Here is a 21,352-nt window from a genome sequence, read left to right as displayed (position 1 = left end):
TCATCTCTTATCGGATCGCGTCCGAGAGAATACGCTGCAGACATCGGCCATATGCATTCTTCGCCGGTGGAGCAACCAGTTCGACCACTTGGTCGGCATCGATCCATTTGTTCCGGTAGGCGACTTCTTCGGGACACGCCACCATCAGCCCTTGCCGGTTCTGCAAGGTGGCGACAAAGCTAGCTGCCTCCAGCAAAGACTCGAACGTGCCCGTATTAAGCCAGGCATAGCCGCGGCCCATGATCTCCACTTCCAACTGCCCCATCTCCAGATAGCGCTTGTAGACGTCGGTGATCTCCAGTTCGCCGCGCGCAGACAGTTTGATATCCGCGGCAATATCGCAGACCTGACGGTCGTAGAAATAAAGGGCAGTGATCGCATAGTTGGAGCACGGCTTAAGCGGCTTCTCCTCCATCGACAGCGCGCGGAAGTCTTCATTGAAATCCACGACGCCATAGCGTTCGGAATCGTGAACGTGATAGGCGAGCATCGTTGCACCGGTGTCCTGCTGGGCTGCGCGGCCAAGTTGGTGCACTAGATCTAGATCGTGACCGTGGAAAATGTTGTCGCCCAAAATCAGCGTGGATGGATCATTGCCAACGAAATCGCGGTCAACGATGAAAGCCTGTGCCATGCCGTCCGGTGACGGCTGCATTGCATAGCGGAGATTGATACCCCACTTGCGGCCGTCACCCAGCATCTCAGTAAGGCGCGGCGTGTCCTCAGGGGTCGAGATCACCAAGATATCGCGAATCCCCGCAAGCATGAGCGTCGACAGTACATAGTAGATCATCGGCTTGTCGTAAACCGGCAGCAGTTGCCTGGATACCGGCCGGGTTATCGGATAAAGCCTAGTGCCGGAACCTCCGGCCCAAATGATGCCTTTACGCATGGTCGGGGTCCCAGAGGATCTGGTCGAGCAAAAAATGGACGCCCTGGCGCCAGTCCGGTAGATGGATGCCGAAGGTCTCACGCAGCCTACTGGAATCGAGGCGCGAATTAGCCGGCCGTGGGGCTGACAACGGATATTCGGTCGCGGGGATCGCAGTGATCGCCCCAGGGTCAACTTTGAGCACCATGCCGCTCGCCGCTGCATAGCGCAGCACCTCGGTAGCGTAGCCATGCCACGTGGTCTCGCCAGCCGCTGCCAGATGGTAGACGCCCCCGGGAAAAGCAGAGCGATCCGCCGCCAGCAAGAAGCGCGCGACGATCTGCGCCGTCACATCAGCGATCAACGCCGCGGTTGTCGGAGCACCGAATTGGTCGGAAATCACGCGCAGGCTGTCGCGCTCGCGCCCCAGCTGCAGCATAGTTTTGGCGAAATTGCGGCCGTGTGCGCCAGCCACCCAGCAGGTGCGCAATACCAGCGCTGCAACGCCTGATGTTGCAATCGCCCGCTCGCCCGCCAGCTTACTCTTACCGTAGACAGACTGCGGATTGACCGCGTCGGTCTCAACATAGGCTCCGGTCGCCTTGGTGCCGTCGAAAACGTAATCTGTGCTGTAGTGCACAAGTAGGCTACCCAGTGCGCGCGCCTCTTCGGCGAGTACACCAGCGGCGGTGCCGTTAACAGCAAATGCAGCGCATGAGTCTTTTTCGGCCTCATCTACTGCCGTGTAAGCGGCCGCATTGACAATCACGTCGGGACGGTGTTCGCGTACCACCCGGCGCAGCTCATCCCATTGTGCCAAGTCGCACGCGGCTCGATCCAGCGCAATTACCTCGCCTAGCGGGGCGAGGCTACGGCGGAGCTCAAAGCCGACTTGGCCGTTGCTGCCCGTGACAAGAAGCTTCGGAACAGAGTGCGCCTTATGCTGCATACTGCTTCGCCACCCAGTTCCGGTACTCGCCCGACATCACATCGTGCACCCAAGCCTGGTTATCTAGGTACCACTGAACCGTCTTGCGCAGCCCTGTCTCAAACGTCTCCTTGGGCCTCCAACCGAGTTCTCGTTCCAGCTTGCGCGCATCAATAGCGTAGCGCCGATCATGCCCTGGGCGGTCCTTCACAAAAACTATTTGGTTGCGATACGAGCCGCCGGTTGCCTTCGGTTGGAGCTGATCCAACAGTTCGCACAGCATATGCACGACTTCCAGGTTTGTCTTCTCGTTCCAGCCGCCGATGTTGTACGTCTCGCCCAGTCGCCCTCGCGCGAGCACTTCACGGATAGCTGCACAATGATCGCTCACATATAGCCAGTCACGCACATTTTGACCATCGCCGTAGACGGGCAACGACTTGCCACCAAGCGCGTTGGCAATTGTCAGTGGGATCAGCTTTTCCGGAAAGTGATATGGCCCGTAGTTGTTCGAGCAGTTAGTCGTCAGAACCGGCAGGCCGTATGTATGGTGATATGCGCGCACCAAATGATCCGAAGCTGCCTTCGAGGCGGAATATGGGCTGTTGGGTGCATAAGGTGTGGTTTCCGAGAACTGCGGATCGTTGGGCCCCAGCGAGCCAAATACCTCATCCGTCGAAATATGCAGGAACCGGAACACCGCCTTGGCGTTAGCCTCGAGCCCAACCCAATAGGCTCGCGCGGCCTCCAACAAGGTGAAAGTGCCGACGATATTAGTCTGAATGAATTCGGCCGGGCCGTGCAAGGAGCGGTCCACGTGACTTTCAGCGGCGAAGTGGACCACCGCGCGCGGCCGGTACTTGGCAAACAGCCCATCCAAGGCTATGCGATCGCAGATATCCGTCTGGGAAAAAACGTGCCTCGGATCGCTGTCAACCGGGGCCAGCGTCTTACGATTGCCAGCATAGGTCAGCTTGTCAATGTTGACGATACCGCTCGCCCGAGGATCGGCCAACCAATTCAGAACAAAATTGCCGCCAATGAATCCAGCTCCGCCGGTAACGAAAATATGAGACAAACTCAAAGCTCCTGCCTGCCGCCACGCCGGGAGCCCGCAGCACACGACCGACAGCGGCTCGATACACCCGATGAAGGGCAGCGGAATTGTTAAGTATGGTGAGAAGTCGCGTATTCTATCCGACCCCAGGGCGCACCCTGCCAAAGGGCCTGATCTTTTTGTAGCGCGTTGTAACAGGTGAGGCGTTCCCTCCTCAATCTCTCAAAATACGCCCTTAGCATCACATGCCCATTGCGTTGCCTCCCCCCCACGCCATCGGCGACCTCCAAGGCTGCTGCGCCCCTCTCCAGTCCCTCCTGGCCGCCCTGCCAGCCAACGCGCCACTGCGCTTCGTAGGCGACCTGATCAACCGTGGCCCTGACTCTCTCGGCACGCTACGGCAAGTCATCGCCCTCTGCGAAGCCGGTCGCGCACGCACGGTGCTCGGCAACCACGACATCCACCTGCTGGCTGTGGCGGCCGGCGTGCGCAAGCCGGGCAAGCGCGACACCATTGCCGAAATCCTGGCTGCACCCGATCGTGATCAACTCATCGACTGGCTACGGCACCAGCCATTGGCCATCTTCGAGAACGGTTTCCTGATGGTGCACGCCGGCGTTCTGCCGCAATGGACGACGGGCGACGTGCTGGAACTGGCGAGCGCCGTAGAGCGCGAGTTGCGTAGCGCACATTGGAAAACCTTCCTGGCCGACGCGTTCGGCAACCATCCTGCCAAGTGGAGCAATGATCTCGTCGGCATGGACCGCCTGCGCCTGACGATCAACGCCCTCACCCGCCTGCGCTTCTGCACGCTAGATGGCGCGATGGAGTTTGAGACGACAGACGCCGAAGGTGCGCCCGACGGTCACATGCCGTGGTTCGATGTGCCGGGTCGCCGCACACGCGGCACGCCCATCGTTTTCGGACACTGGTCCACGCGTGGTTTGGTTATGCGCGATGACCTGATCGGCCTGGATACCGGGTGCGTGTGGGGCGGAAAGCTGTCAGCAGCGAAACTTTCGCTGGCGCCAGCAGAGCGCGATGTGGTGCAGGTCGCGTGCGAGCAGGCGCAAGACCCGCTCGCTCACCAGAAAAACTCTCAGGCGGCCTAGCCTGCGCGTTCGATCAGCGCCGCGACAGCGTCCTGGCTGTGCGCAGCCAGTGAACGGCGGTCCATCTCTGGGGCCACAGAGGCACCCACGAGCACCTCCACCACTAACGGTGGCCCGTTCAGGATGGCGTTGATCGTATCCATCATCGACAGATCGCCGATGTACGCGGGAATGGTCGTCAACTCGCCGGTGGCAGCAATGCGATAGCGCAACGCCAAGGGGCGGATCGGGGCGGCGGCGGTCACCGGCGCCTGGAACAGGTTGGCGTGGAACGGCAGCAGTTGCAGCCCGTCCGACGTCGTCCCTTCGGGAAACACGCAGATCGCATCCCCGCTGCGCAGTGCATCGGCGATCACGTGCATGATGCGGTGTGCGTCACGCTTGCGGGCGCGCTCAACGAACAGTACGCCAGTCTGCGCACACAGCCAGCCAATCACCGGCCAACTGCGGATTTCCGACTTGGCGACGAAGCGCGGCGGGTGCCAGCCGTTGATTGCGTAGATATCGAGCCACGACACGTGGTTGGACACCAGCATCGAACCCGCCAGATCGTGCGGCTCGGCCGGCTCGCCATGCACGACGAGCGAGACGCGAAACAGCGCCAGCAGCTTGCGCGACCAGCGCTGAATCAGCGCCCGCCTGGTGCTAGGGCGTACCCACCAGAACAGCAGCGCACACGTGGTCAGGCCCTCAGCCAGATGCACGAGCAACCGCAGCTTGCGCAGCAGGTGTTTTCGCTGCGGTGTGCTCACCCCAGTGGGTGCGCTTTCCATGCGCTGATCAATGCCCGTCATAGGCAAGGTGGCCGGCAACCAGCGTGGCGCGCACGCGGCCTGCCAGTTCGAAGCCCAGGTACGGCGAGTTCTTGCCCTGGCTGCGCAGGCTGCGTGGCTCGACCTTCCAGGTGGCGTGCGGATCGAACACGCACACATCGGCCATCGCACCGACCTCCAGCGAGCCCGCCTGCAAACCCAGCACGCGCGCCGGTTCACTGGTAATGCGGGCAAGCGCCTTCGACAGCTCGACCTTGTGTTCGGCGGCCCAGCGCAGCGTCAGCGGCAGCAGGGTTTCGAGGCCGGTCGCACCGGGCGTGGCCTCCGCAAACGGCAGCAGCTTCTCGTCGTCGTCCACGGGGGTGTGATCGGAGCAGATCGCGTCGATGGTGCCGTCGGCCAGCGCGCGCACAATGCCGTCGCGGTCGCGCCCTGAGCGCAGCGGCGGCACAAAGCGCATCTGCGAATTGAAGTAGCCGATGTCAACGTCGGTCAGCGAGATGTGGTGGACGTTTACGTCGCACGTGACCGGCAGGCCTTCCGCCTTGGCAGCGCGCACGAGTTCGAGTCCAGCAGCCGACGACAGGCGGCACAAATGCACGCGCGCACCGGTGCTGCGCATCAGTTCGAAGATGGTGTGCAGGCGCACAGTCTCGGCAATCACCGGCACGCCGGAGAGGCCCATGCGAGACGCCAGCGGGCCGCTTGCCGCCACGCCGCCCTTGCCCAGGTACGGATCTTCGGGGCGCAGCCAGACGGTAAAGCCAAAGGTCCGCGCGTACTGCAGCGCGCGCATCAGCACCTGCGTATCAGCCATCGGCGCATCGGTCTGCGAAAAGCCGACGCAGCCCGATTCAGTCAGCTCGGCCATCTCGGTCAGCACCGCGCCTTTCAGGCCAACAGTGAGCGCGCCCAGCGGATACACGTGCGCCTGGTTCAGGTTGCGCGCGCGGAACTTGAGCATCTCGACCAGGCCCGGCTCATCCAGCACGGGGTCGGTGTCCGGCGGGCACACCAGCGACGTCACACCACCGGCCATGGCTGCGGTCATTTCCGATTCGAGCGTCGCCTTGTATTCGAAACCTGGCTCGCGCAAACGGGCAGACAGGTCGATGAAGCCCGGGCTGACGATCAAACCTGTCGCGTCGACCGTCTTGTTGGCATGGAAATCCGCCGGTGCGTGGCCGACGCCGACCACCTTGCCCGCAGCGATGTACAAGTCCTGTTGTGCGTCGATGCCGTTGGCCGGGTCGATCAGGCGGCCGCCTTTGATATGCAGTTTCATCGGTCAGTCTTTATTCTTCGTTGTTGCCAGCCACGATGCCCATCACGGCCATCCGCACCGCAATGCCGAACGTCACCTGGTTCAGGATTACCGATTGCACGCCGTCGGCCACGGCGGAGTCGATCTCCACGCCGCGGTTCATCGGGCCAGGGTGCATGACGATGGCGTCGGGCTTGGCCAGTGCGAGGCGGTCTTGCGTCAGGCCGTACGCCTTGAAGTATTCCTGCGCAGACGGCAGCAGCGCGCCGCTCATGCGCTCGTTCTGCAGGCGCAGCATGATGACCACGTCCACGCCCTTGAGGCCCTCTTCCATGTTGTGGAAGACACGCACGCCCATGTGCTCCAGGCCGCCCGGCAGCAGCGTGCGCGGGCCGATGGCGCGCACCTCGGCGCAGCCCAGCGTCGTCAGCGCATGGATATCGGAACGCGCCACACGCGAGTGCAGGATGTCACCGACGATCGCCACCGTCAGGTTGGAGAAATCCTTCTTGTAGTGGCGGATGGTGAACATGTCGAGCAACCCCTGCGTGGGGTGCGCATGACGGCCATCGCCTGCGTTGATCACGTGCACGTGCGGCGCAACGTGCTCCGCAATCAGATACGGCGCACCGGAGCTTGCATGCCGCACGACAAACATGTCGGCTTGCATGGCCGACAGGTTGTTGATCGTATCGAGCAGTGACTCACCCTTGCTGGTGGACGACGCGTTGATGTTCAGGTTGATCACGTCCGCCGACAGCCGCTTGGCCGCAATCTCGAACGTGGTGCGCGTGCGCGTGGAGTTCTCGAAGAACAGGTTGAACACGCTCTTGCCGCGCAGCAGCGGCACCTTCTTCACCTCGCGGTCGGAATCCGATACGGAAACGAACTGCTGCGCGGTGTCCAGCACGTGCGTGAGGATGTCGCGCGACAGCCCCTCGATCGACAGCAGGTGCTTGAGCTCGCCGTTTTTCGTGAGCTGCGGATTGGCGAAAGTCTTGGGCATGAGAGACAGATACGGCAGAAGGCGACGAAAGCGGTCAGTACAGAACAGAAGCGATACAGCGCGCGAACTCAGGCACCCTTGGGCTCGCGCGTGAAGGTAAAGCGTGCGGAGGCGCCCTCACCGGATTCGCTCAGCACGAGCGACTCGTTGGCTGGCAGCGTAACGCGCTCACCGATGTAGTCCGGGGCAACCGGTAGTTGACGCTCGCCGCGGTCGACCAGCACAGCCAGTTCCACCGCGCCCGGACGGCCGTAGTCGAACAGCTCGTTGATGGCGGCGCGGATGGTGCGGCCGCTGGCCAGCACGTCGTCCACCAGCAAAATGCGGCGCTCGTTCACATCGAACGGCAGCGTGGTCGGCTGGGCCTTGGCGTGCAGGCCCTTCTTGGCGTAATCGTCGCGATGCATGGCCACGTTGACCACGCCGTATTCCGGCAGGCCTAGGTCATGCGCCAGTCGCTTGGCAATCCAGGCGCCGCCGCTGACGATTCCGGCCACCGACCAGGCATGGCCGTCGGCCATCCGTGTGCGCAGTTGTGCGACGAGGCTCTGGTACAGCGCCTCGGCATCGATCTGTTGCGATGTCATGCGTGTGATTCGTCGAAGAACTGTTGGAGGATGATGCGCGCGGCTTCTGCGTCGAGCACATCGTCGGAGGCGCCGGCATCCTGTGCGGCGATCGAAGAATAACGCTCGTCTACCCAGGTGACCGGCAGGCCATAACGGCCGTGCAATTGATTGCCGAAGCGCTTGGCGAGCTTGATCATCGGCTGCTCATCGCCATCGGGATGCACAGGCATGCCGACCACGAAACCGACTGGCTGCCACTCGTCGATCAGGCGCGCAATCTGCGCAAAGCGGAAGTCGACCGAGCGGTTGGGAATGGTTTCCAGCGCCCGAGCCGAACGCGAAATCGTATTGCCTAACGCAACGCCAATACGCTTTTCGCCGTAATCGAATGCCAGCAGAGTGCCGTCTGGGGGCACGGGAGCGGTGGCCGGACCCGTCGCCGATGCGGGCTCAGGCATGCCCTGCCTCGCCCGACAGCATGGCGGGGTTGATGCCAAGCAGGTTCAGCGCAGCGGCAAACCGCTCTTCAGCAGGCACATTGAAGATGACCTCGGGGTCGGCCTGGACCGTCAGCCAGCCGTTGCGGCTGAGTTCGTCTTCCAGTTGGCCGGCGCTCCAACCGGCATACCCGAGCGTCAGGATGAAGCGCTGCGGCCCGCCGCCCTGGGCCACAGCTTCCAGCACATCCTTGGAGGTGGTCATTTCCAGTCCGCCCGGCACCGCCAGCGACGACGAGTACGCGCCCGTGGCGTCATGCAGCACAAAGCCGCGCTCGGTCTGCACCGGGCCGCCGTAGTACACGGGCTGTTCTGCGAGGGGGTGGATTTCGAGCTTGAGATCGATCTTGTCGAACAGCGTCGCCAAGTCGATGTCGATGGGGCGGTTGATGACGAGGCCGAGCGCGCCGCGCTCGTTGTGCTCGCACATGTACACCACCGTGCCCGAAAACGTGGAGTCCGCCATGCCAGGCATAGCGATCAGGAACTGATTCGTGAGATTGATAGGTGCGTCCGGCGAGGCCATGCGACTAGTTTACCAAAAGCCCCCGGCCATCGCCCCTTTCATTTGGAGGAGCCTGCTTCCGGGGTAAGGATTTTGTGCCGGATCACGCACCCGGGGCGTTCTGACGCTCCGGCGTGGTGTGCAGCGCTTCGATGTCGGCGGCGTCCAGCCAGCGCCATTCGCCGGGGGCCAGATCGTCGCCCAGCGACAGCCCACCGATGGCGCTCCGGTGCAGCCCGGTCACATGGTTGCCGGCAGCGGCCACCATGCGCTTGACCTGGTGGTACTTGCCTTGCGTGAGCGCCATGCGCAGGTGGTGCGTGTCCACGCGCTCGGCCCAGGCAGCGATAACGTTTTCATCCTCGTCGTCCAGCAGCACGCCGGCACACAACTGGGCGACCTGCGCGTCGGTCACCGGCTCGGCGGTGGTGATCTCATACACCTTAGGCACCTGATGGCGCGGGCTGGTGAGCGTGTGGACGAACTGGCCGTCGTCGGTCAGCAGCAGAAGGCCGGTGGTGTCCTGGTCGAGCCGACCCACGCACTGCACGCCACGCTCGCGCAGCGGCACCGGCAGCAGCGTGTACACGCTCGGGTGATGCTTCGGCTTTTGCGAGCACTCCACGCCGGCCGGCTTGTTGATCATCAGGTAGGCACGGGCATGGTACGTCCAGCGCTCGCCGTCCACGTCCAGCACCAGGCCTGCGGTATCAACCAGCGCGTCGGGGTCTTCCATCTCGACGTCATTGATGAACACCAGCCCCGCGAGCACGAGGTCCTTGCAATAGCGGCGCGTGCCGAAGCCTTGGGATTGCAGAATGCGATACAGCGGAAGACGAGCAGAAGAATCAGCCATGACAACAACATGAAGAGAAGAATGCGGCGCGGTTTGCCAGATTTTGCCGGGTTTCGCCGGGCGTTTTGCGATACGCTCTCGGCCAATCTCCAGACCAGCCGACTCTGCCCGATGCCGCCTACCACCGGAAACCGCCAGCCCTATCACATCGGAGCACATTTCCAGCGCGGACTCGTTTGGTTCCGGCGCGATCTGCGGCACGTTGACCACGCGGCGCTGCATTATGCCCTGCGCCACTGCCGCGAAGTCTATTGCGTGTTCGTATTCGATCGCGACATCCTCGATGCGCTGCTCGCGCGCGGGCTCATGGCAGACCGCCGCATCGAGTTCATCCGCGCATCCATCGAGGAGCTGCGCACCGCCCTGCGCGAAGCCGGCGGCGAGCTCATCGTCGTACACGACCACCCGCGCCACGCCATTCCCGCGCTCGCGCGCCAGCTCAACGTTGAGGCTGTTTTCGCCAACCACGATGAAGAGCCCGCCGCCCAGGCCCGTGACGAGGCCGTGCGCAAAACGCTCGCGCAGCAGCCTTGCGCCTGGTTCGACTTCAAGGATCAGGTGATCTTTGAGCGCGACGAGGTGCTCAACGGCCAGGGCAAGCCGTACGGTGTCTTCACCCCCTACAAGAACGCCTGGCTGGCCGCGCTCACGCCGTTCGATCTGCGCGCGTACCCAACCGAGCCCTACTTCGGCGCGCTGGCCAAGCCGCCACAGGCACTCGCGCACGCCACACCGTCGCTGGAAGCCATGGGCTTCGCGCACACCAACCTTTCGGAGATCGCCTTGCCCACCGGCATGTCCGGGGGCGCAGCACTGCTCGACGATTTCGAAGACCGCATGGACGACTACCACGCTCGCCGCGACTTCCCCGCCGTGCGTGGGCCGAGCTACCTGTCGACGCATCTGCGCTTTGGCACCGTGTCGATCCGCACACTGGCAGCGCGCGCGCATGCGGCCATGCTGCGCGGCAGCCGTGGCGCGGCGACGTGGCTGTCGGAACTCATCTGGCGCGACTTCTATTTCATGATCCTGCACCACCGCCCAGACCTGGCCGATGGCGCCTCATTCCACCCGGAATTCGACCGCATCCGCTGGGTTGATGGCGAAACCGGCGACGCGCGCTTCGAAGCCTGGAAAGCCGCGCGCACCGGCTACCCGCTGGTGGATGCCGCCATGCTGCAGATCTTCCAGAGCGGCTACATGCACAACCGCCTGCGCATGGTGGCAGCCAGCTTTCTCATCAAAGACCTTGGCATCGACTGGCGTCGCGGTGAGCAGTACTTTGCCGACGTGCTCAACGACTTCGATTTCGCTGCCAATAACGGCGGCTGGCAGTGGGCTGCATCGAGTGGGTGCGATGCGCAGCCGTGGTTTCGCATCTTCAACCCGGTCACGCAATCGGAGAAGTTTGACCCGCAAGGCCGCTTCATCCGCAAGTACCTGCCGCAGCTCGCCGGGCTGCCTGACAAGTTCATCCATGCACCGTGGACGGCGCCTGCCAATGTACTGAAGGAAGCAGGCGTCGTGCTTGGCGAAACGTACCCACACCCCATCGTCGACCATGCCGGCGCACGCGCTGCCACGCTCGACCGTTATGCGGTCACCAAGGCCGAGCGCACCTCCGGCGCGGAGGCAGCGGCACTGCACCAGCGCTCGTGACAGCTTGAGCGCGCTACGCGATACTGCTGCGCGTTTTTGTCCACGGAGATGCGCAATGCGCATGATGCAACGTTGTACCCCGCTGTTGGCCATCGTGGCGATGGCAACGGGTTGCCTGATGTCTGGCCCGGCGCATGCTGCGGTCAACAGCGATGCCCCCAAAACCTGCGCAGCCCCCGATGCCGGTTACACGGTCGAGCGCAGCGTGCGCGGCCCGATCGGCAAACCCGACACGGTCGATGTCTGCGTCGACGTGCTCACGCCCAAGAACAACCCGGACGGCGACCGCCGCATGCGCTTCTATACCGGCGGCAAATTGTCGCTGGCCAGTAACGACATCACCATGTGCCAGGAGTGCGGCGGCATGATCGCGGACCCGCTTGTTGCGCTGGAGATCAAGCGCGGCTCGCTGTTCGTGAGCAACCTGGGTGGCTCGCGCGAGCGCTGGGGCGAAGACTGGGTATTCACGATGCGGGACGGCCGCTGGGTCGTCGCCGGCTGGACCCTCCACTCACGAGACACCATGACGGGCCTGCAGGAGCGCTACAGCGTCAATGCCCTCACCGGGGAGGTGCGCTCCGACTACGTGCCGCCCGACAGGCCCGAACCCGACGACACGAGCAGCAAGCGCCCATCGCATCTCACCTGCACGTTGCCTAACGCATGGCGCACGCCGGCGACCGACCAACTCGCCAAGATCCGCACGCACGGCTGGGACTGCGCCAAGCTGGCCAAGTCGAAGTGACCGCCTGACAGGCACATGCCTTGCAAATGACAACGGGCCGGTAGAACACCGGCCCGTTGTCTTTGCTGCGACGGATTACGTCAACCCGCGTTGGCCACCGGCGCGCGATCGCCGATCAGGTTGCGCAGGTGCTGCAGCAACTCCTCTTCGTTGTACGGCTTGCCGAGGTAGACGTTCACGCCGATCTCCGCGGCATAGCGGCGGTGCTTATCCGCCGTACGCGAGGTGATCATGATGATTGGCGTGGCGCCGATACGCTCGTCGGCACGCACGTTGCGCGTGAGGTCGAAGCCGTCCATGTGCGGCATTTCGATGTCGACCAGCATGGCGTCAGGCGTGATCTCCTGCAGCTGACGCAGTGCATCCACACCGTCACGCGCCAGCACGGCCTGATAGCCCGAACGCGTGAGCAAACGCTGCGTGACCTTGCGCACCGTCAGCGAATCGTCGACCACCATGACGATCGGCTGCGTGGCCAGCCCCGGCACGGCATCCGTGCTGCCACTGCGCGAGAGTTCCGCCACGGCGCCGGTGGTTTCCTGATCGCCATGCGGCAAACCGAGCGCAGCGGCTTCACGCTCGAAACGTTGCGTGAGCACGACCGGGTTGTAGATCAGCACGATCTCGCCGTCACCCAGCGTGGTCGCACCGGCAATGCCTTCCAGACGCGCAAGGTGCGGGCCGATGTGCTTGACCACCACTTCACGGTTGCCGATCACTTCATCGACATGCACGGCGGCGCGGTCTGCACCGCTGCGCACCACCACCGCCGGCGAGTACTTGCGGCCACCCGCGACAGGCTGCGCCTCTTCGAGCAGCGCGCCGAAGTAGTGGAACGGCACCGGGCCGGTCGGCAGTTGCAGCGCCGCAGCGTTGTAAGCCTCGGCCAGCGCTGCGGGGCGCAGTTGCTGCACGTGGTCGATCATGCCCGACGGGATCGCATACACGCGCTCACCCACACGCACCAGCAGCACCTGGGTAATGGCGGTGGTCAGCGGCAGGTGGATGGTGAAGCGCGTGCCGACTTCCGGCGTGGTCTGCAGCGAGATGCGGCCACCCAGGGCCACTGTCTCGGCACGCACCACGTCCATGCCCACGCCACGGCCGGCCAACTCCGACACCTGATCGGCGGTGGAGAAGCCCGGCGTGAAGATCATCTCTGTGAGGCGTGCGTCGCTGGCCTCTTCGTCCGGCGCCAGCAGCTGGCGCTCCAGCGCACGGGCGCGGATGCGGTCGAGGTTCAGGCCCCCACCGTCATCGACAAAGTGCAGCACGACTTCGTTGCCTTCCTGCTGCACTTCCAGCGTCAGTTCACCAGCGGGGTTCTTGCCTTTGGCGCGGCGCTCGTCGGCGGATTCGATGCCGTGCGCGACGGCATTGCGGATCATGTGCTCCAGCGGGCCGCCCATGCGGTCCAGCACGCTGCGGTCCAGTTCCACCGTACCGCCTTTGATAAACAGGCGGACTTCCTTGCCGGTTTCCGACGCGGCCTGACGGGCCACGCGGTACAGGCGGTCGGCCACGGTATCGAACTGCACCATGCGCGCGCGCATCAGGCTGCGCTGCAGGCCGCGCGTGAGGCGTGCCTGCGTTTCCAGATCGAGCGAGGCCTGATCGAAACCGCGGAACAAGTTCTGCTGCACGGTTGCCACGTCGTTGACGGACTCGGCCATCATCCGCGTGAGTTCCTGCAGGCGCGTAAAGCGGTCGAACTCCAGCGGATCGAAGGCTTCGGCGTGCGCTTGCGCGTCGGCAATGCGCGACTCCATCTGCGTTTCGGCCTGGATTTCGATCTCGCGCACCTGCGAGCGCAGACGCGCCACGTTGTCGTTCAGTTCCGACAGGTAGGTCTTGAGCGCATCGACTTCCGATTCCAGACGCGCACGCGCGGCACCGACTTCACCCGCATCGTTGATGAGCGAGTCGAGCGCTCGCGCCTGCACGCGCACCATGGCGCGCTGGCGTTCGGCCACTTCCAGCGCGTCGGCTTCTGCGCTGCGCGTGCCGGCCAGGTCAACGTTGGTGGTGGTGGCCACGGCCGGCAGCATCGACGTGCCGGGCACCGCCTGGGTTTCATCCTGCGCCTGCGGGGCTTCCGCAGCTTCAGCCAGGCCGGCATCGAGCGACAGCACCTTGCCCGAGCCCAGCGCATCGACGTGCGCCTGGATGCGGTCGAACCACATGTAGAGCTTGCGGAACAGCGCGTCGTCCACGCGGTTCTGGCGCAGGCCGCTCTCGATGGCACTTTCCATTTCGTGCGCAGCCTGACCCAGCGTCATGGCGCCCGCCATGCGAGCGCTGCCCTTCACGGTGTGCAGGTTACGCAGCAGCAGGCCGGAGGCAGCGCGATCCTGCGGTGCGGCTTCCCATGCGCGCAGGTGCTGGCCGAGTTCGGGCAGCGCAACGTGCGCCTCTTCCAGGAAGATTTCCAGCAGCGCCGGATCGAGCGCGTCAGCCGGCGCCTGGCGAACCAGCTCACCGACAGCCGGTTCGGCCACGGGCGCGTGATAGGCCGGTGCGAGTTGCACCAAGTCCTGAGGCTGCTGGAGTTGCGCAAGGACGGGTTCGTCCGCCAGGCCAGCGGTTTCGTTCTCGGCCTGAGTGATCTCGACAAAGGCTTGCGGCGCAGGCTCCAGCGGCAATCGCGGACGCACCAGCACGCGCTCGCACAGCTCGTCTAGACCGCGGCGTAGCGGCTCGTCAGCCTCCGGCCAGACGCTGGCGGCAAACTGGTGCAGCATGCCACGCATGCGTTCGACCGCCTGGTCGAGCAGACGGAAGTCGCCCGGGTGCATGGCCACCGGACGGCTGTTCAGGTTCAGCAGCACCTGCTCCAACGCATCCGCCAACTGGCGTACGGGCTCCAGTTCGACCACGGCGGAGCTGCCTTGCAGCGTGTGTGCGGCGCGCAGGGCCAGCTCGCTCGGCGGCGTACGGCCTTCGTGGCGCCATTCCGAAAAATCCACGCCCAGGCGGCGGATCAGATCATCGGCTTCCTGCAGGTAGACGTTGTACAGCGCCACGCTCACGCGCACGGGGCCGATGACCTTCACGCCATCGTCGTGCGGTGCTTCTTCCGCTGCGCCGGTCTGCGCAAACGGGAACGGGATCACCTTGGCATCGCCATCGATAGCGTGTGCCGGTGTTTCGAACTCCGTGTGCGGCGTTTCGGGCTCGATGCTTGGAGTCTCAGACTCAGCGGGCGGGGTTCCGGACTCGACATTCGGGGTTTCGAACCCGGCCTGCGAAGTTCCCGACGCGACATGCGAGGCGTCGAACTCGGCGTGCGACGTTTCGGACTCGATGCTCGGGGTCTCAGACTCGGCGCGAGAGGTTTCCGACTCGACATGCAAGGCTTCGTACCCGACGTTCGAGGCTCCGAACTCGGCAGGCAGCGTTTCGGACTCGACGTGAGGCGCTTCGGGCTCGTGCGCGACGGGCGCGTCTTCCCAGACCAGGGAAGATGCGTCATTGGCCGGCTCGGCAGCCTCCACCAAAGCAGCCACGGGCTCCGCCGTCGGTGCGGGCGTTTCCTGCACGGCCTCCAGCCAGACGAACGGACCACCGTGGCGCACGCGCTCGGCGGCGGCAACAAGCGGCTCGATCGGGTGATCCGCTTGCGGCGATTGCGCAATGGCAGTCGCCCACGTCGACAACTCGGATTCCGCGCGGGTGAGCAGCGCAGCCAGATCGTGTGAGGGCACGCGGCTCTCCGCCAGCCACACGTTCATCACCTGCTCGATGGCCCATGCGGCCTCGCCGTAGCGGGTGAGGCCAACCATGCGGCCCGAGCCCTTGAGTGTGTGGAATGCGCGACGCAGTTGCGTCAGCAGGTCAAGGTCGGAGCCCGCGGCCAGGCCGCCGGAGCCTGCCTCGGCCGCGGCGTGCAGCGCGTGCAGATCGGAGCGCACCCCCGCCAGCACTTCTTCGGCTTCGGACAGGAAGATGTCGAGCAGTTCGGCATCGATGGATTGCGTGTCGCGTGCAGCGGCGGCTGGTGCGGATGCAGCTTCGGCCGGTGCGGCAACCGGTGTGGCCAGCGCAACCTGCAGGCGTTCCAGCGCGCCGGCGCTGCCAACCTGCCATGCGTCAAATTGCGCCAGCGCCTCTTCCAGACGGCGGCGACGTGCCGGGTCGTCGTCAATGGCGGCAGCGTCGCGCGCTTCCTGCAGCGCGGTACGCAACTCGGCGGCCAGCGGGTCGGTCGGGTCCACCGGATGCTTGGCGAGCAGGCGGTCGAGCAGCGATTGCAGCGGCGATGCGACGTCGGCGGCAGCCGCATGCTCTGCGGCGTGTGCGTCGGCCTGCGTTTGACGGCGGGCCAACATGCCGGATTCTGCGTCAAAGGCAAATTCGTGCCAGGCGGTTTCGCGCTCGGTTGGCGTGAGCGTACCTGCGATGACGATCTCGTCGATCTGCGTGCCGGTCAGTTCAGTACCGGCCGACAGCGCATCAAGGAAGCCCTGCAGGCCGCTGGCGTTAGCGGCCAGCGCACCCAGATAGCGTTCGCGATCAGCACCCGCGCCCTCGCCTGCCGATTCCAGCGCGGCAATGGTCGATTGGGCGGCCTGGGTGGCGTGCACGGCCTCGTACGCATCCATGGTGGCAAAGGCGCCCTGCATGTAGCCGAACAGGCGGCTGGCCTCCTGCAGGCCTCCGCTTTGCTCGCCCTCGCGCTCAAAGGCGTCCAGGTGTGTTTCGGCCGAGGCCAGTTGCGTCTGCAGCGCGCGTACCTGCTCGGCGCGCGTACGGCGTTGTGCGGTTTCGTCAGCCAGCAGGGACAGCCAGGCCGGTGCGGGGACGGCGTCGCCGGCTTGGGTGGCACGGACTTGCTCGGCCAACTCGGTGCAGCGGGCGGCAAACCACGCGCTGCGCAGGTCGCCGGACTCACCATGCAGTGCCCACGGACGGGCCAGCATGCGCGAGAGGAACTGCAGTGTGGGGGCGATGTCGCGGCCGTGCGCTTGCGCCAGGCGCTGCGACAGATCCTGCAGCGCGGGCTGGCCCAGTGCCTCGGTATGCAGCGCGAGCGTCTGCAGCGCGGCGTCGGTTTCCTCGGCGTCGGGCTCGGCTTGCTGGCTGAGTGTTTCCAGGGTGCGGCCCACACGTTGCAGCGTATCGGTGGCATCGGTCGGCAGCAGCGCGTAGTACTGGCGCGTATGCAGTGCACCGGCAGGCGCGTGCGTGGGCGGAATTGCAAAGGCTTGCACGCAGGCAACGATGTCCGGACCCAGCGTGTCGTCACCCACCGGCGTGGCGGGCGCATTGCTGTAGGCCATGCCAGCCAGCAGATACAGTGCGTCGGTCAGCAGGCCCTGCGGCAGGTGGACGTTGTTGTGCGAGTACTGGCGCAGCAACAGGTTGACGCGCGCAGCCAGACGCTTGGCGGTCATATCGGCCGGCACCAACCCGGCACGCAGCGCGCCGAAGGTCAGCGCCAGCACGAGCCACAGATCGCGCTGCAGATCGTCGCCGGCACGGCGCGGCTCACGCTCAAGCGCGCGGATGCCGTGCAGCAGCTGCTCCAACGGAGCATACGCCGCGGCAGCAGCGGCCGGATCGGCCTGTGCGCCTTCAGCACCGGGGGCCGGCGCACGTAGCGCCGTCAGCAGCGCGAGTTCGAATTTGCGGCGCAGGCGGGCCAGCCCCGGCAGATCACGAGACGGCAATAACAGCGCCGGCAGGTGACGCAGTTCGTCGGCCCACAGGTCCGCCGGATGGATGCGTTCTTCGCCCAGGCGGGCGAGCACGGCTTGATACGGTTGGAACAGGCGCAGCGGCTCTTCGGCCATGCCGGCCATCAGGTCGGCCACATATTCCTGCAGTGCCTGTACGGCACGCGAGAACACGTCCAGCGTATGTGCATCGGCCTGCACGGTACCCGCATCGACCGCTTCGAGCAGGCGCTTGGCGGCCTGGCAATACACCTCGATGCCGCGTAGGCCGACGATCAACAGCGCGCCGGCGGCCTGGTGCAGATACTGGCCGGCCAGGCGCAGCGAAGTGGTATCGCGCGCGCCGATAACTTCTGGGTTGGCGATGACATCGGCCGCATATTCGCCGAACTCGCGTACGGCATCGTCCAGCGCGGCACGCATATTGGGCGCAACCCAGGCCAACGCGGAAAGATCACGCGCAGGCACAGCAGACTTCGGGCCGAATTTCGGACCCCCGGCAGAGACTCCAACCGCCTCAGGCGAGGCGGATTCGGGCTGGGCGGAAGATTGATGACGCATGTGTGCTTCCAAAATGCAGTTGGCGGTTGCCGCTTGGCACTCCCGCCCGAAATCCAGTGCCGACGATGGACCTTAACGCCGTGACGTCAAGCAGTGACGAAACTTAAGCGATACGGAACCGTGCCACCGAGTCACGCAGCTCTTCAGCAAGCTGCGTGAGCTGGCGCACCGACTGCGCGGTCTGGCGCGTACCCGTCGACGTCTGTTCCGTGATGTGCAGAATCTGTTCGATGTTCTGCGCCACGTCAGACGCCAGCGTCGCTTCGTGCGAGGTCGTCTGCGAAATGCTTTCAATCAGTTCGGCAAGCTGGCGTGACACGCGGCCGATCTCCACCAGTGCGGCACCGGCGTTATCGGACAGCTTCGCCCCTTCCACCACCCCCGCCGTGCTGCGCTCCATGGCGTGCACCGCGTCTTGCGTATCGGTCTGAATCGTGCGGATCAGCGCACCGATCTGCTTGGCTGCCTCGGCAGAACGTTCTGCCAGGCGCTGCACTTCCTCTGCCACCACCGAGAAACCGCGACCGGCTTCACCAGCGGACGCCGCCTGAATGGCTGCGTTCAGTGCCAGCACGTTGGTCTGCTCGGTAATGTCCGAGATCAGCTCCACGATTTCACCAATCTCCTGCGACGATTCGCCCAGGCGCTTGATCCGCTTCGAGGTTTCCTGAATCTGGTCACGGATGTCGTTCATGCCCGTGATGGCGTTCTGCACAGCCTGCTGACCTTGCTCGGCAGCAGCCAGCGAGGCGCGTGCAACGTTGGCCGATTCAGCAGCGCCGCGCGAGACCTGCGTAATGCGGTCTGCCATTTCCACCACCGACTGGCCGGTCTGGCGGATCTGGCGGGACTGTTCTTCCGATGCGGTCACCAGGCTGTCCGACGTGGTCTGCACTGCCGACGATGCCTGCGTCACCTGCTCCGCCGTCTTCTGCACCCGGCCGACCAGCTCGCGCAGTTCTTCCACGGTGTAGTTCACCGAGTCGGCAATGGCGCCGGTAATGTCTTCGGACACGGTGGCCTGCTTGGTCAAGTCACCGTCTGCGATGTCCTGCAGCTCGTTCATCAGACGCAGAATGGCGGCCTGGGTGGAATCGTTGTTGCGCTTTTCCACCATCCGGCGTTCTTCCGCTTCACGCTGACGCGCTTCTGCTTCCATCGTACGCACACGCGAATCGCGCAGGTACAGGGCAGCCAGGCCGGCCAAGCAGACCACGGTCAGGATGGCCGACAGCACCACCGCACCCAGGGTAAGCGGGCGGTTACGCACGCTGCTCGAATACGCAGATTGCAGATCCGACAGTTCGGCGCGCAGCTTTTCGTTGTCGTTGAAGATCTGCTGCTGGGCGCGCTTGGCGGCGATCAGGCCCGGCAGGTTTTCCAGAATGATCTGCGTGGTCTTCTGCACGTTGTCGAAACGGGTCGACAGCTCTTGCAGGTAGCCCTTGGTCTCGGGGTCGGTCGCAGGCGACAGGCGCAGCGCTTCCGAGCCGTTGAGCAGGCCGTTCAGGGTTTCGCGGAAGGTGTTGGTGTCCTTGCCGAGCAGGAACGCCGTTTCCGGGTTCACGCCTTCACCGGCCAGGAACTCGTTCATGTTCTTACCCAGACGCTGCGTCAACATCACGAGCTGCGACGAAGCGGCCACTTCACGGGCCGGCGCGTTGGTCTGCAGCTTCATCGACGAGATCTGCTCGGCTTCTTCCAGCAGCTCGGGGTTGGACGCGTTGAACACGTTCAGCGTCTTACCCACCGCCACCAGGGTCTTCTCTTGCGACAGCACGGCCTGGGCGCTCTTGTCGCTGCGCTTCCACTCGTCGATCGCCTTGTCGAGCAGCGCTTCTGAGTCGCTGCCGGTCGTGGCACGCACGCCGCGATCGGCGTTGCCGTTCTTCAGGGCTTCAAGGTTTTCCTGCAGGCGAGCACGGCTCTCCTTGAGCTGCGTAAATGCGTTGACGTTACCAAGCAACGCCACCGGAACCGCCTTGGCCAGACGTTGCGAGTGCATCAGCGTGTCACCCGCAATTTCAATCTGCACCGAGCCGTTGTTGGCCTGGCGGTTATCCAGGTACACCGACGTCAGCAGGGCCAGCAGGCCGACCACCAGGCCGATCGTGAACACCCGCTGCTGCGCGGCAAACGGCACGCGCTCCATCCAGCCGACCACGGCATCCATTGGCGTGCGGCCCAACTGCGTGGGCGAGCCAGCGGGATTGTCGTCATCCACGTGGGGGTTATCCAACTGCATGGAGGCGGCTGATGCGCCCTCCGCTGCAACCTCCGGCGCCCCTGCCTGACCGGCACGGCGACCTGCGTTGAACCACTTGAACCCCATAGGACCCTCTTGTTTTGTCGATGCGGCCGCCCCGTTTTCCCGAGATCAGCAACATGGATTTCCCGTCCGCGGCCTCGCCTTGTCTTGCCCGGCGTGGTCCGCACCTTCTGCAGTGCATATCGGCACAAAATGGCGCGTCCTGTTGCCGCACCACGCACCGCATCTTGCCCCTTGTGCCCATCCGCTCCCGTTGCGGATGAGCCCAATCTTTTCTTGTTCGTTGCCCAGCCAATCCTGCGGCCGGGTCTAGCACTACGGTTGCCGCACGCCTTAAGCGCGGGTGCGACCCACCTGCAGGAAAGCCGGATCGGCCAGCAAGCGGCGCACATCCATTTCGCGCCAGAGCGTGCCCTGCGCATCGCGCCAGGCGCGGCCTTGCCATAGGCGGCTCTCGTCCTGTGCGGCCTCGACCGGCTGCAGATCACTCAGGCTGCGCAGCCCCGCCACACGCGGCACGACGATCGCGCACGCGCGCTGCGGGTCTTTGGACAGCACCACGATCTTGGCGCCGGCACTGCCCGCCGTCGGCGCTTCGCCGCAGAACAGGCTGAAATCGATCACACCCAGCAAGTTGCCCCGCGCATTCACGAGGCCCAGATACCACGGCTGCGTGAGCGGCACGCGTGCGGGCGGCTGGTAGTCCAGCACCTCGCCCGTATCCGACAGCGACAGCAGCCAGTGCTGGTCGCCGATCTGCACGCCCAGGAAGCTCTCTGTCGACGACTTGGCGCGCGCCTCTTGCAGGCGCCGTGCCAGCATCGTCTGGTATTCATGCAGGCGCTGGCGGGAGGTCAGGTTGGTGCGCGGTTCGTTCACGTCTGGCTCTTGTCCGTGGTGTTCCGGGTCGGCGGCTGGCCTAGCTTATTGCGGCAGCTTGGCGATCTTATCCAGCAACTCTTCAGCCTTGACCGGCTTGACGATGTAGTCCGACGCGCCCTGGCG

General features: G+C 64.5%; 16 protein-coding genes and 1 pseudogene. 3 read left to right on the top strand and 14 right to left on the bottom strand.

From position 1 onward, the window contains the following. Positions 1-7 precede the first annotated feature (7 nt). Genes rfbA through rfbB form a run of 3 tightly spaced genes read right to left on the bottom strand, consistent with a single transcriptional unit; the run spans position 8 to position 2,877 of the window. Positions 8-892: a glucose-1-phosphate thymidylyltransferase RfbA gene (gene rfbA, locus JHD73_RS10810; RefSeq protein WP_199030290.1), complete on the bottom strand. Its 885-nt coding sequence runs from the start codon at positions 890-892 to the stop codon at positions 8-10. After that, a complete protein-coding gene (gene rfbD, locus JHD73_RS10805; protein WP_199030289.1) occupies positions 885-1,820 on the bottom strand; it encodes a dTDP-4-dehydrorhamnose reductase in 936 nt (311 codons plus the stop codon). Before rfbD ends, rfbA begins: the two co-directional genes overlap by 8 nt. Then, positions 1,810-2,877 (bottom strand): dTDP-glucose 4,6-dehydratase, encoded by a 1,068-nt coding sequence (rfbB, locus tag JHD73_RS10800; protein WP_199030288.1) that lies wholly within the window; start codon positions 2,875-2,877, stop codon positions 1,810-1,812. The genes rfbD and rfbB overlap by 11 nt, the downstream gene beginning before the upstream one ends. Before the next feature lie 224 nt (positions 2,878-3,101). Here rfbB and JHD73_RS10795 point away from each other — a divergent pair, with 224 nt between their 5' ends. Continuing rightward, positions 3,102-3,968 (top strand): symmetrical bis(5'-nucleosyl)-tetraphosphatase, encoded by an 867-nt coding sequence (locus JHD73_RS10795; RefSeq protein WP_199030287.1) that lies wholly within the window; start codon positions 3,102-3,104, stop codon positions 3,966-3,968. On the opposite strand, the gene JHD73_RS10790 is transcribed toward JHD73_RS10795, so the two are convergent. The 7 genes from JHD73_RS10790 to JHD73_RS10760 all read right to left on the bottom strand — a co-directional run bounded on the left by JHD73_RS10790 (position 3,965) and on the right by JHD73_RS10760 (position 9,438). Continuing rightward, positions 3,965-4,762 (bottom strand): 1-acyl-sn-glycerol-3-phosphate acyltransferase, encoded by a 798-nt coding sequence (locus tag JHD73_RS10790; protein WP_199030286.1) that lies wholly within the window; start codon positions 4,760-4,762, stop codon positions 3,965-3,967. The genes JHD73_RS10795 and JHD73_RS10790 overlap by 4 nt on opposite strands. Then, the gene (locus JHD73_RS10785) at positions 4,749-6,026 is read right to left on the bottom strand and encodes a dihydroorotase (RefSeq protein ID WP_199030285.1); all 1,278 of its coding nucleotides are present in this window, start codon (positions 6,024-6,026) and stop codon (positions 4,749-4,751) included. Before JHD73_RS10785 ends, JHD73_RS10790 begins: the two co-directional genes overlap by 14 nt. A gap of 10 nt (positions 6,027-6,036) precedes the next feature. Continuing rightward, positions 6,037-7,011: an aspartate carbamoyltransferase catalytic subunit gene (locus JHD73_RS10780; RefSeq protein ID WP_199030284.1), complete on the bottom strand. Its 975-nt coding sequence runs from the start codon at positions 7,009-7,011 to the stop codon at positions 6,037-6,039. A 68-nt stretch (positions 7,012-7,079) separates the two neighbouring features. After that, positions 7,080-7,598: a bifunctional pyr operon transcriptional regulator/uracil phosphoribosyltransferase PyrR gene (gene pyrR / locus JHD73_RS10775; RefSeq protein WP_199030283.1), complete on the bottom strand. Its 519-nt coding sequence runs from the start codon at positions 7,596-7,598 to the stop codon at positions 7,080-7,082. Continuing rightward, positions 7,595-8,038: a Holliday junction resolvase RuvX gene (gene ruvX / locus JHD73_RS10770; protein ID WP_199030282.1), complete on the bottom strand. Its 444-nt coding sequence runs from the start codon at positions 8,036-8,038 to the stop codon at positions 7,595-7,597. Before ruvX ends, pyrR begins: the two co-directional genes overlap by 4 nt. Further along, positions 8,031-8,603, bottom strand: a complete 573-nt coding sequence (locus JHD73_RS10765) for a YqgE/AlgH family protein (protein ID WP_199030281.1) — start codon at positions 8,601-8,603, stop codon at positions 8,031-8,033. The genes ruvX and JHD73_RS10765 overlap by 8 nt, the downstream gene beginning before the upstream one ends. 82 nt (positions 8,604-8,685) lie before the next feature. After that, complete coding sequence (locus tag JHD73_RS10760; RefSeq protein ID WP_199030280.1) at positions 8,686-9,438, bottom strand: 16S rRNA pseudouridine(516) synthase; 753 nt, start codon at positions 9,436-9,438, stop codon at positions 8,686-8,688. Positions 9,439-9,549: 111 nt separating this feature from the next. Between JHD73_RS10760 and JHD73_RS10755 the strand changes: the two genes are divergently transcribed. Both JHD73_RS10755 and JHD73_RS10750 read left to right on the top strand, forming a co-directional pair. Beyond that, a complete protein-coding gene (locus tag JHD73_RS10755; RefSeq protein ID WP_199030305.1) occupies positions 9,550-11,097 on the top strand; it encodes a deoxyribodipyrimidine photo-lyase in 1,548 nt (515 codons plus the stop codon). 55 nt (positions 11,098-11,152) lie between these two features. Beyond that, entirely contained in the window at positions 11,153-11,842 is a 690-nt protein-coding gene (locus JHD73_RS10750) for a hypothetical protein (protein WP_199030279.1), read from the top strand. An 80-nt stretch (positions 11,843-11,922) separates the two neighbouring features. On the opposite strand, the gene JHD73_RS10745 is transcribed toward JHD73_RS10750, so the two are convergent. The 4 genes and pseudogenes from JHD73_RS10745 to JHD73_RS29085 form a co-directional block, all read right to left on the bottom strand. Then, a complete protein-coding gene (locus JHD73_RS10745) occupies positions 11,923-18,078 on the bottom strand; it encodes an Hpt domain-containing protein (protein WP_199030278.1) in 6,156 nt (2,051 codons plus the stop codon). 103 nt (positions 18,079-18,181) lie between these two features. Beyond that, on the bottom strand, positions 18,182-20,410 hold the full coding sequence (locus JHD73_RS10740; protein ID WP_199030277.1) for a methyl-accepting chemotaxis protein: 2,229 nt from the start codon (positions 20,408-20,410) through the stop codon (positions 18,182-18,184). A 270-nt stretch (positions 20,411-20,680) separates the two neighbouring features. Next, positions 20,681-21,226, bottom strand: a complete 546-nt coding sequence (locus JHD73_RS10735; RefSeq protein ID WP_199030276.1) for a chemotaxis protein CheW — start codon at positions 21,224-21,226, stop codon at positions 20,681-20,683. 45 nt (positions 21,227-21,271) lie between these two features. Beyond that, positions 21,272-21,352: pseudogene (locus JHD73_RS29085) on the bottom strand (response regulator); the annotation flags it as partial.

It is taken from the genome of Ralstonia sp. ASV6, assembly GCF_016429285.1.
Classification (GTDB): Bacteria; Pseudomonadota; Gammaproteobacteria; order Burkholderiales; family Burkholderiaceae; genus Ralstonia; species Ralstonia flaminis.
Note: the sequence above shows the minus strand (reverse complement) of the source record. Positions and strands in the feature narration are given on the sequence as shown.

Coding starts and splice junctions, on each gene's coding strand:
- rfbA (WP_199030290.1), bottom strand. CDS start 892: ATGCGTAAAGGCATCATTTGGGCCGGAGGTTCCGGCACTAGGCTTTAT.
- rfbD (WP_199030289.1), bottom strand. CDS start 1,820: ATGCAGCATAAGGCGCACTCTGTTCCGAAGCTTCTTGTCACGGGCAGC.
- JHD73_RS10795 (WP_199030287.1), top strand. CDS start 3,102: ATGCCCATTGCGTTGCCTCCCCCCCACGCCATCGGCGACCTCCAAGGC.
- JHD73_RS10790 (WP_199030286.1), bottom strand. CDS start 4,762: ATGACGGGCATTGATCAGCGCATGGAAAGCGCACCCACTGGGGTGAGC.
- JHD73_RS10785 (WP_199030285.1), bottom strand. CDS start 6,026: ATGAAACTGCATATCAAAGGCGGCCGCCTGATCGACCCGGCCAACGGC.
- JHD73_RS10780 (WP_199030284.1), bottom strand. CDS start 7,011: ATGCCCAAGACTTTCGCCAATCCGCAGCTCACGAAAAACGGCGAGCTC.
- pyrR (WP_199030283.1), bottom strand. CDS start 7,598: ATGACATCGCAACAGATCGATGCCGAGGCGCTGTACCAGAGCCTCGTC.
- ruvX (WP_199030282.1), bottom strand. CDS start 8,038: ATGCCTGAGCCCGCATCGGCGACGGGTCCGGCCACCGCTCCCGTGCCC.
- JHD73_RS10765 (WP_199030281.1), bottom strand. CDS start 8,603: ATGGCCTCGCCGGACGCACCTATCAATCTCACGAATCAGTTCCTGATC.
- JHD73_RS10760 (WP_199030280.1), bottom strand. CDS start 9,438: ATGGCTGATTCTTCTGCTCGTCTTCCGCTGTATCGCATTCTGCAATCC.
- JHD73_RS10755 (WP_199030305.1), top strand. CDS start 9,550: ATGCCGCCTACCACCGGAAACCGCCAGCCCTATCACATCGGAGCACAT.
- JHD73_RS10750 (WP_199030279.1), top strand. CDS start 11,153: ATGCGCATGATGCAACGTTGTACCCCGCTGTTGGCCATCGTGGCGATG.
- JHD73_RS10745 (WP_199030278.1), bottom strand. CDS start 18,078: ATGCGTCATCAATCTTCCGCCCAGCCCGAATCCGCCTCGCCTGAGGCG.
- JHD73_RS10740 (WP_199030277.1), bottom strand. CDS start 20,410: ATGGGGTTCAAGTGGTTCAACGCAGGTCGCCGTGCCGGTCAGGCAGGG.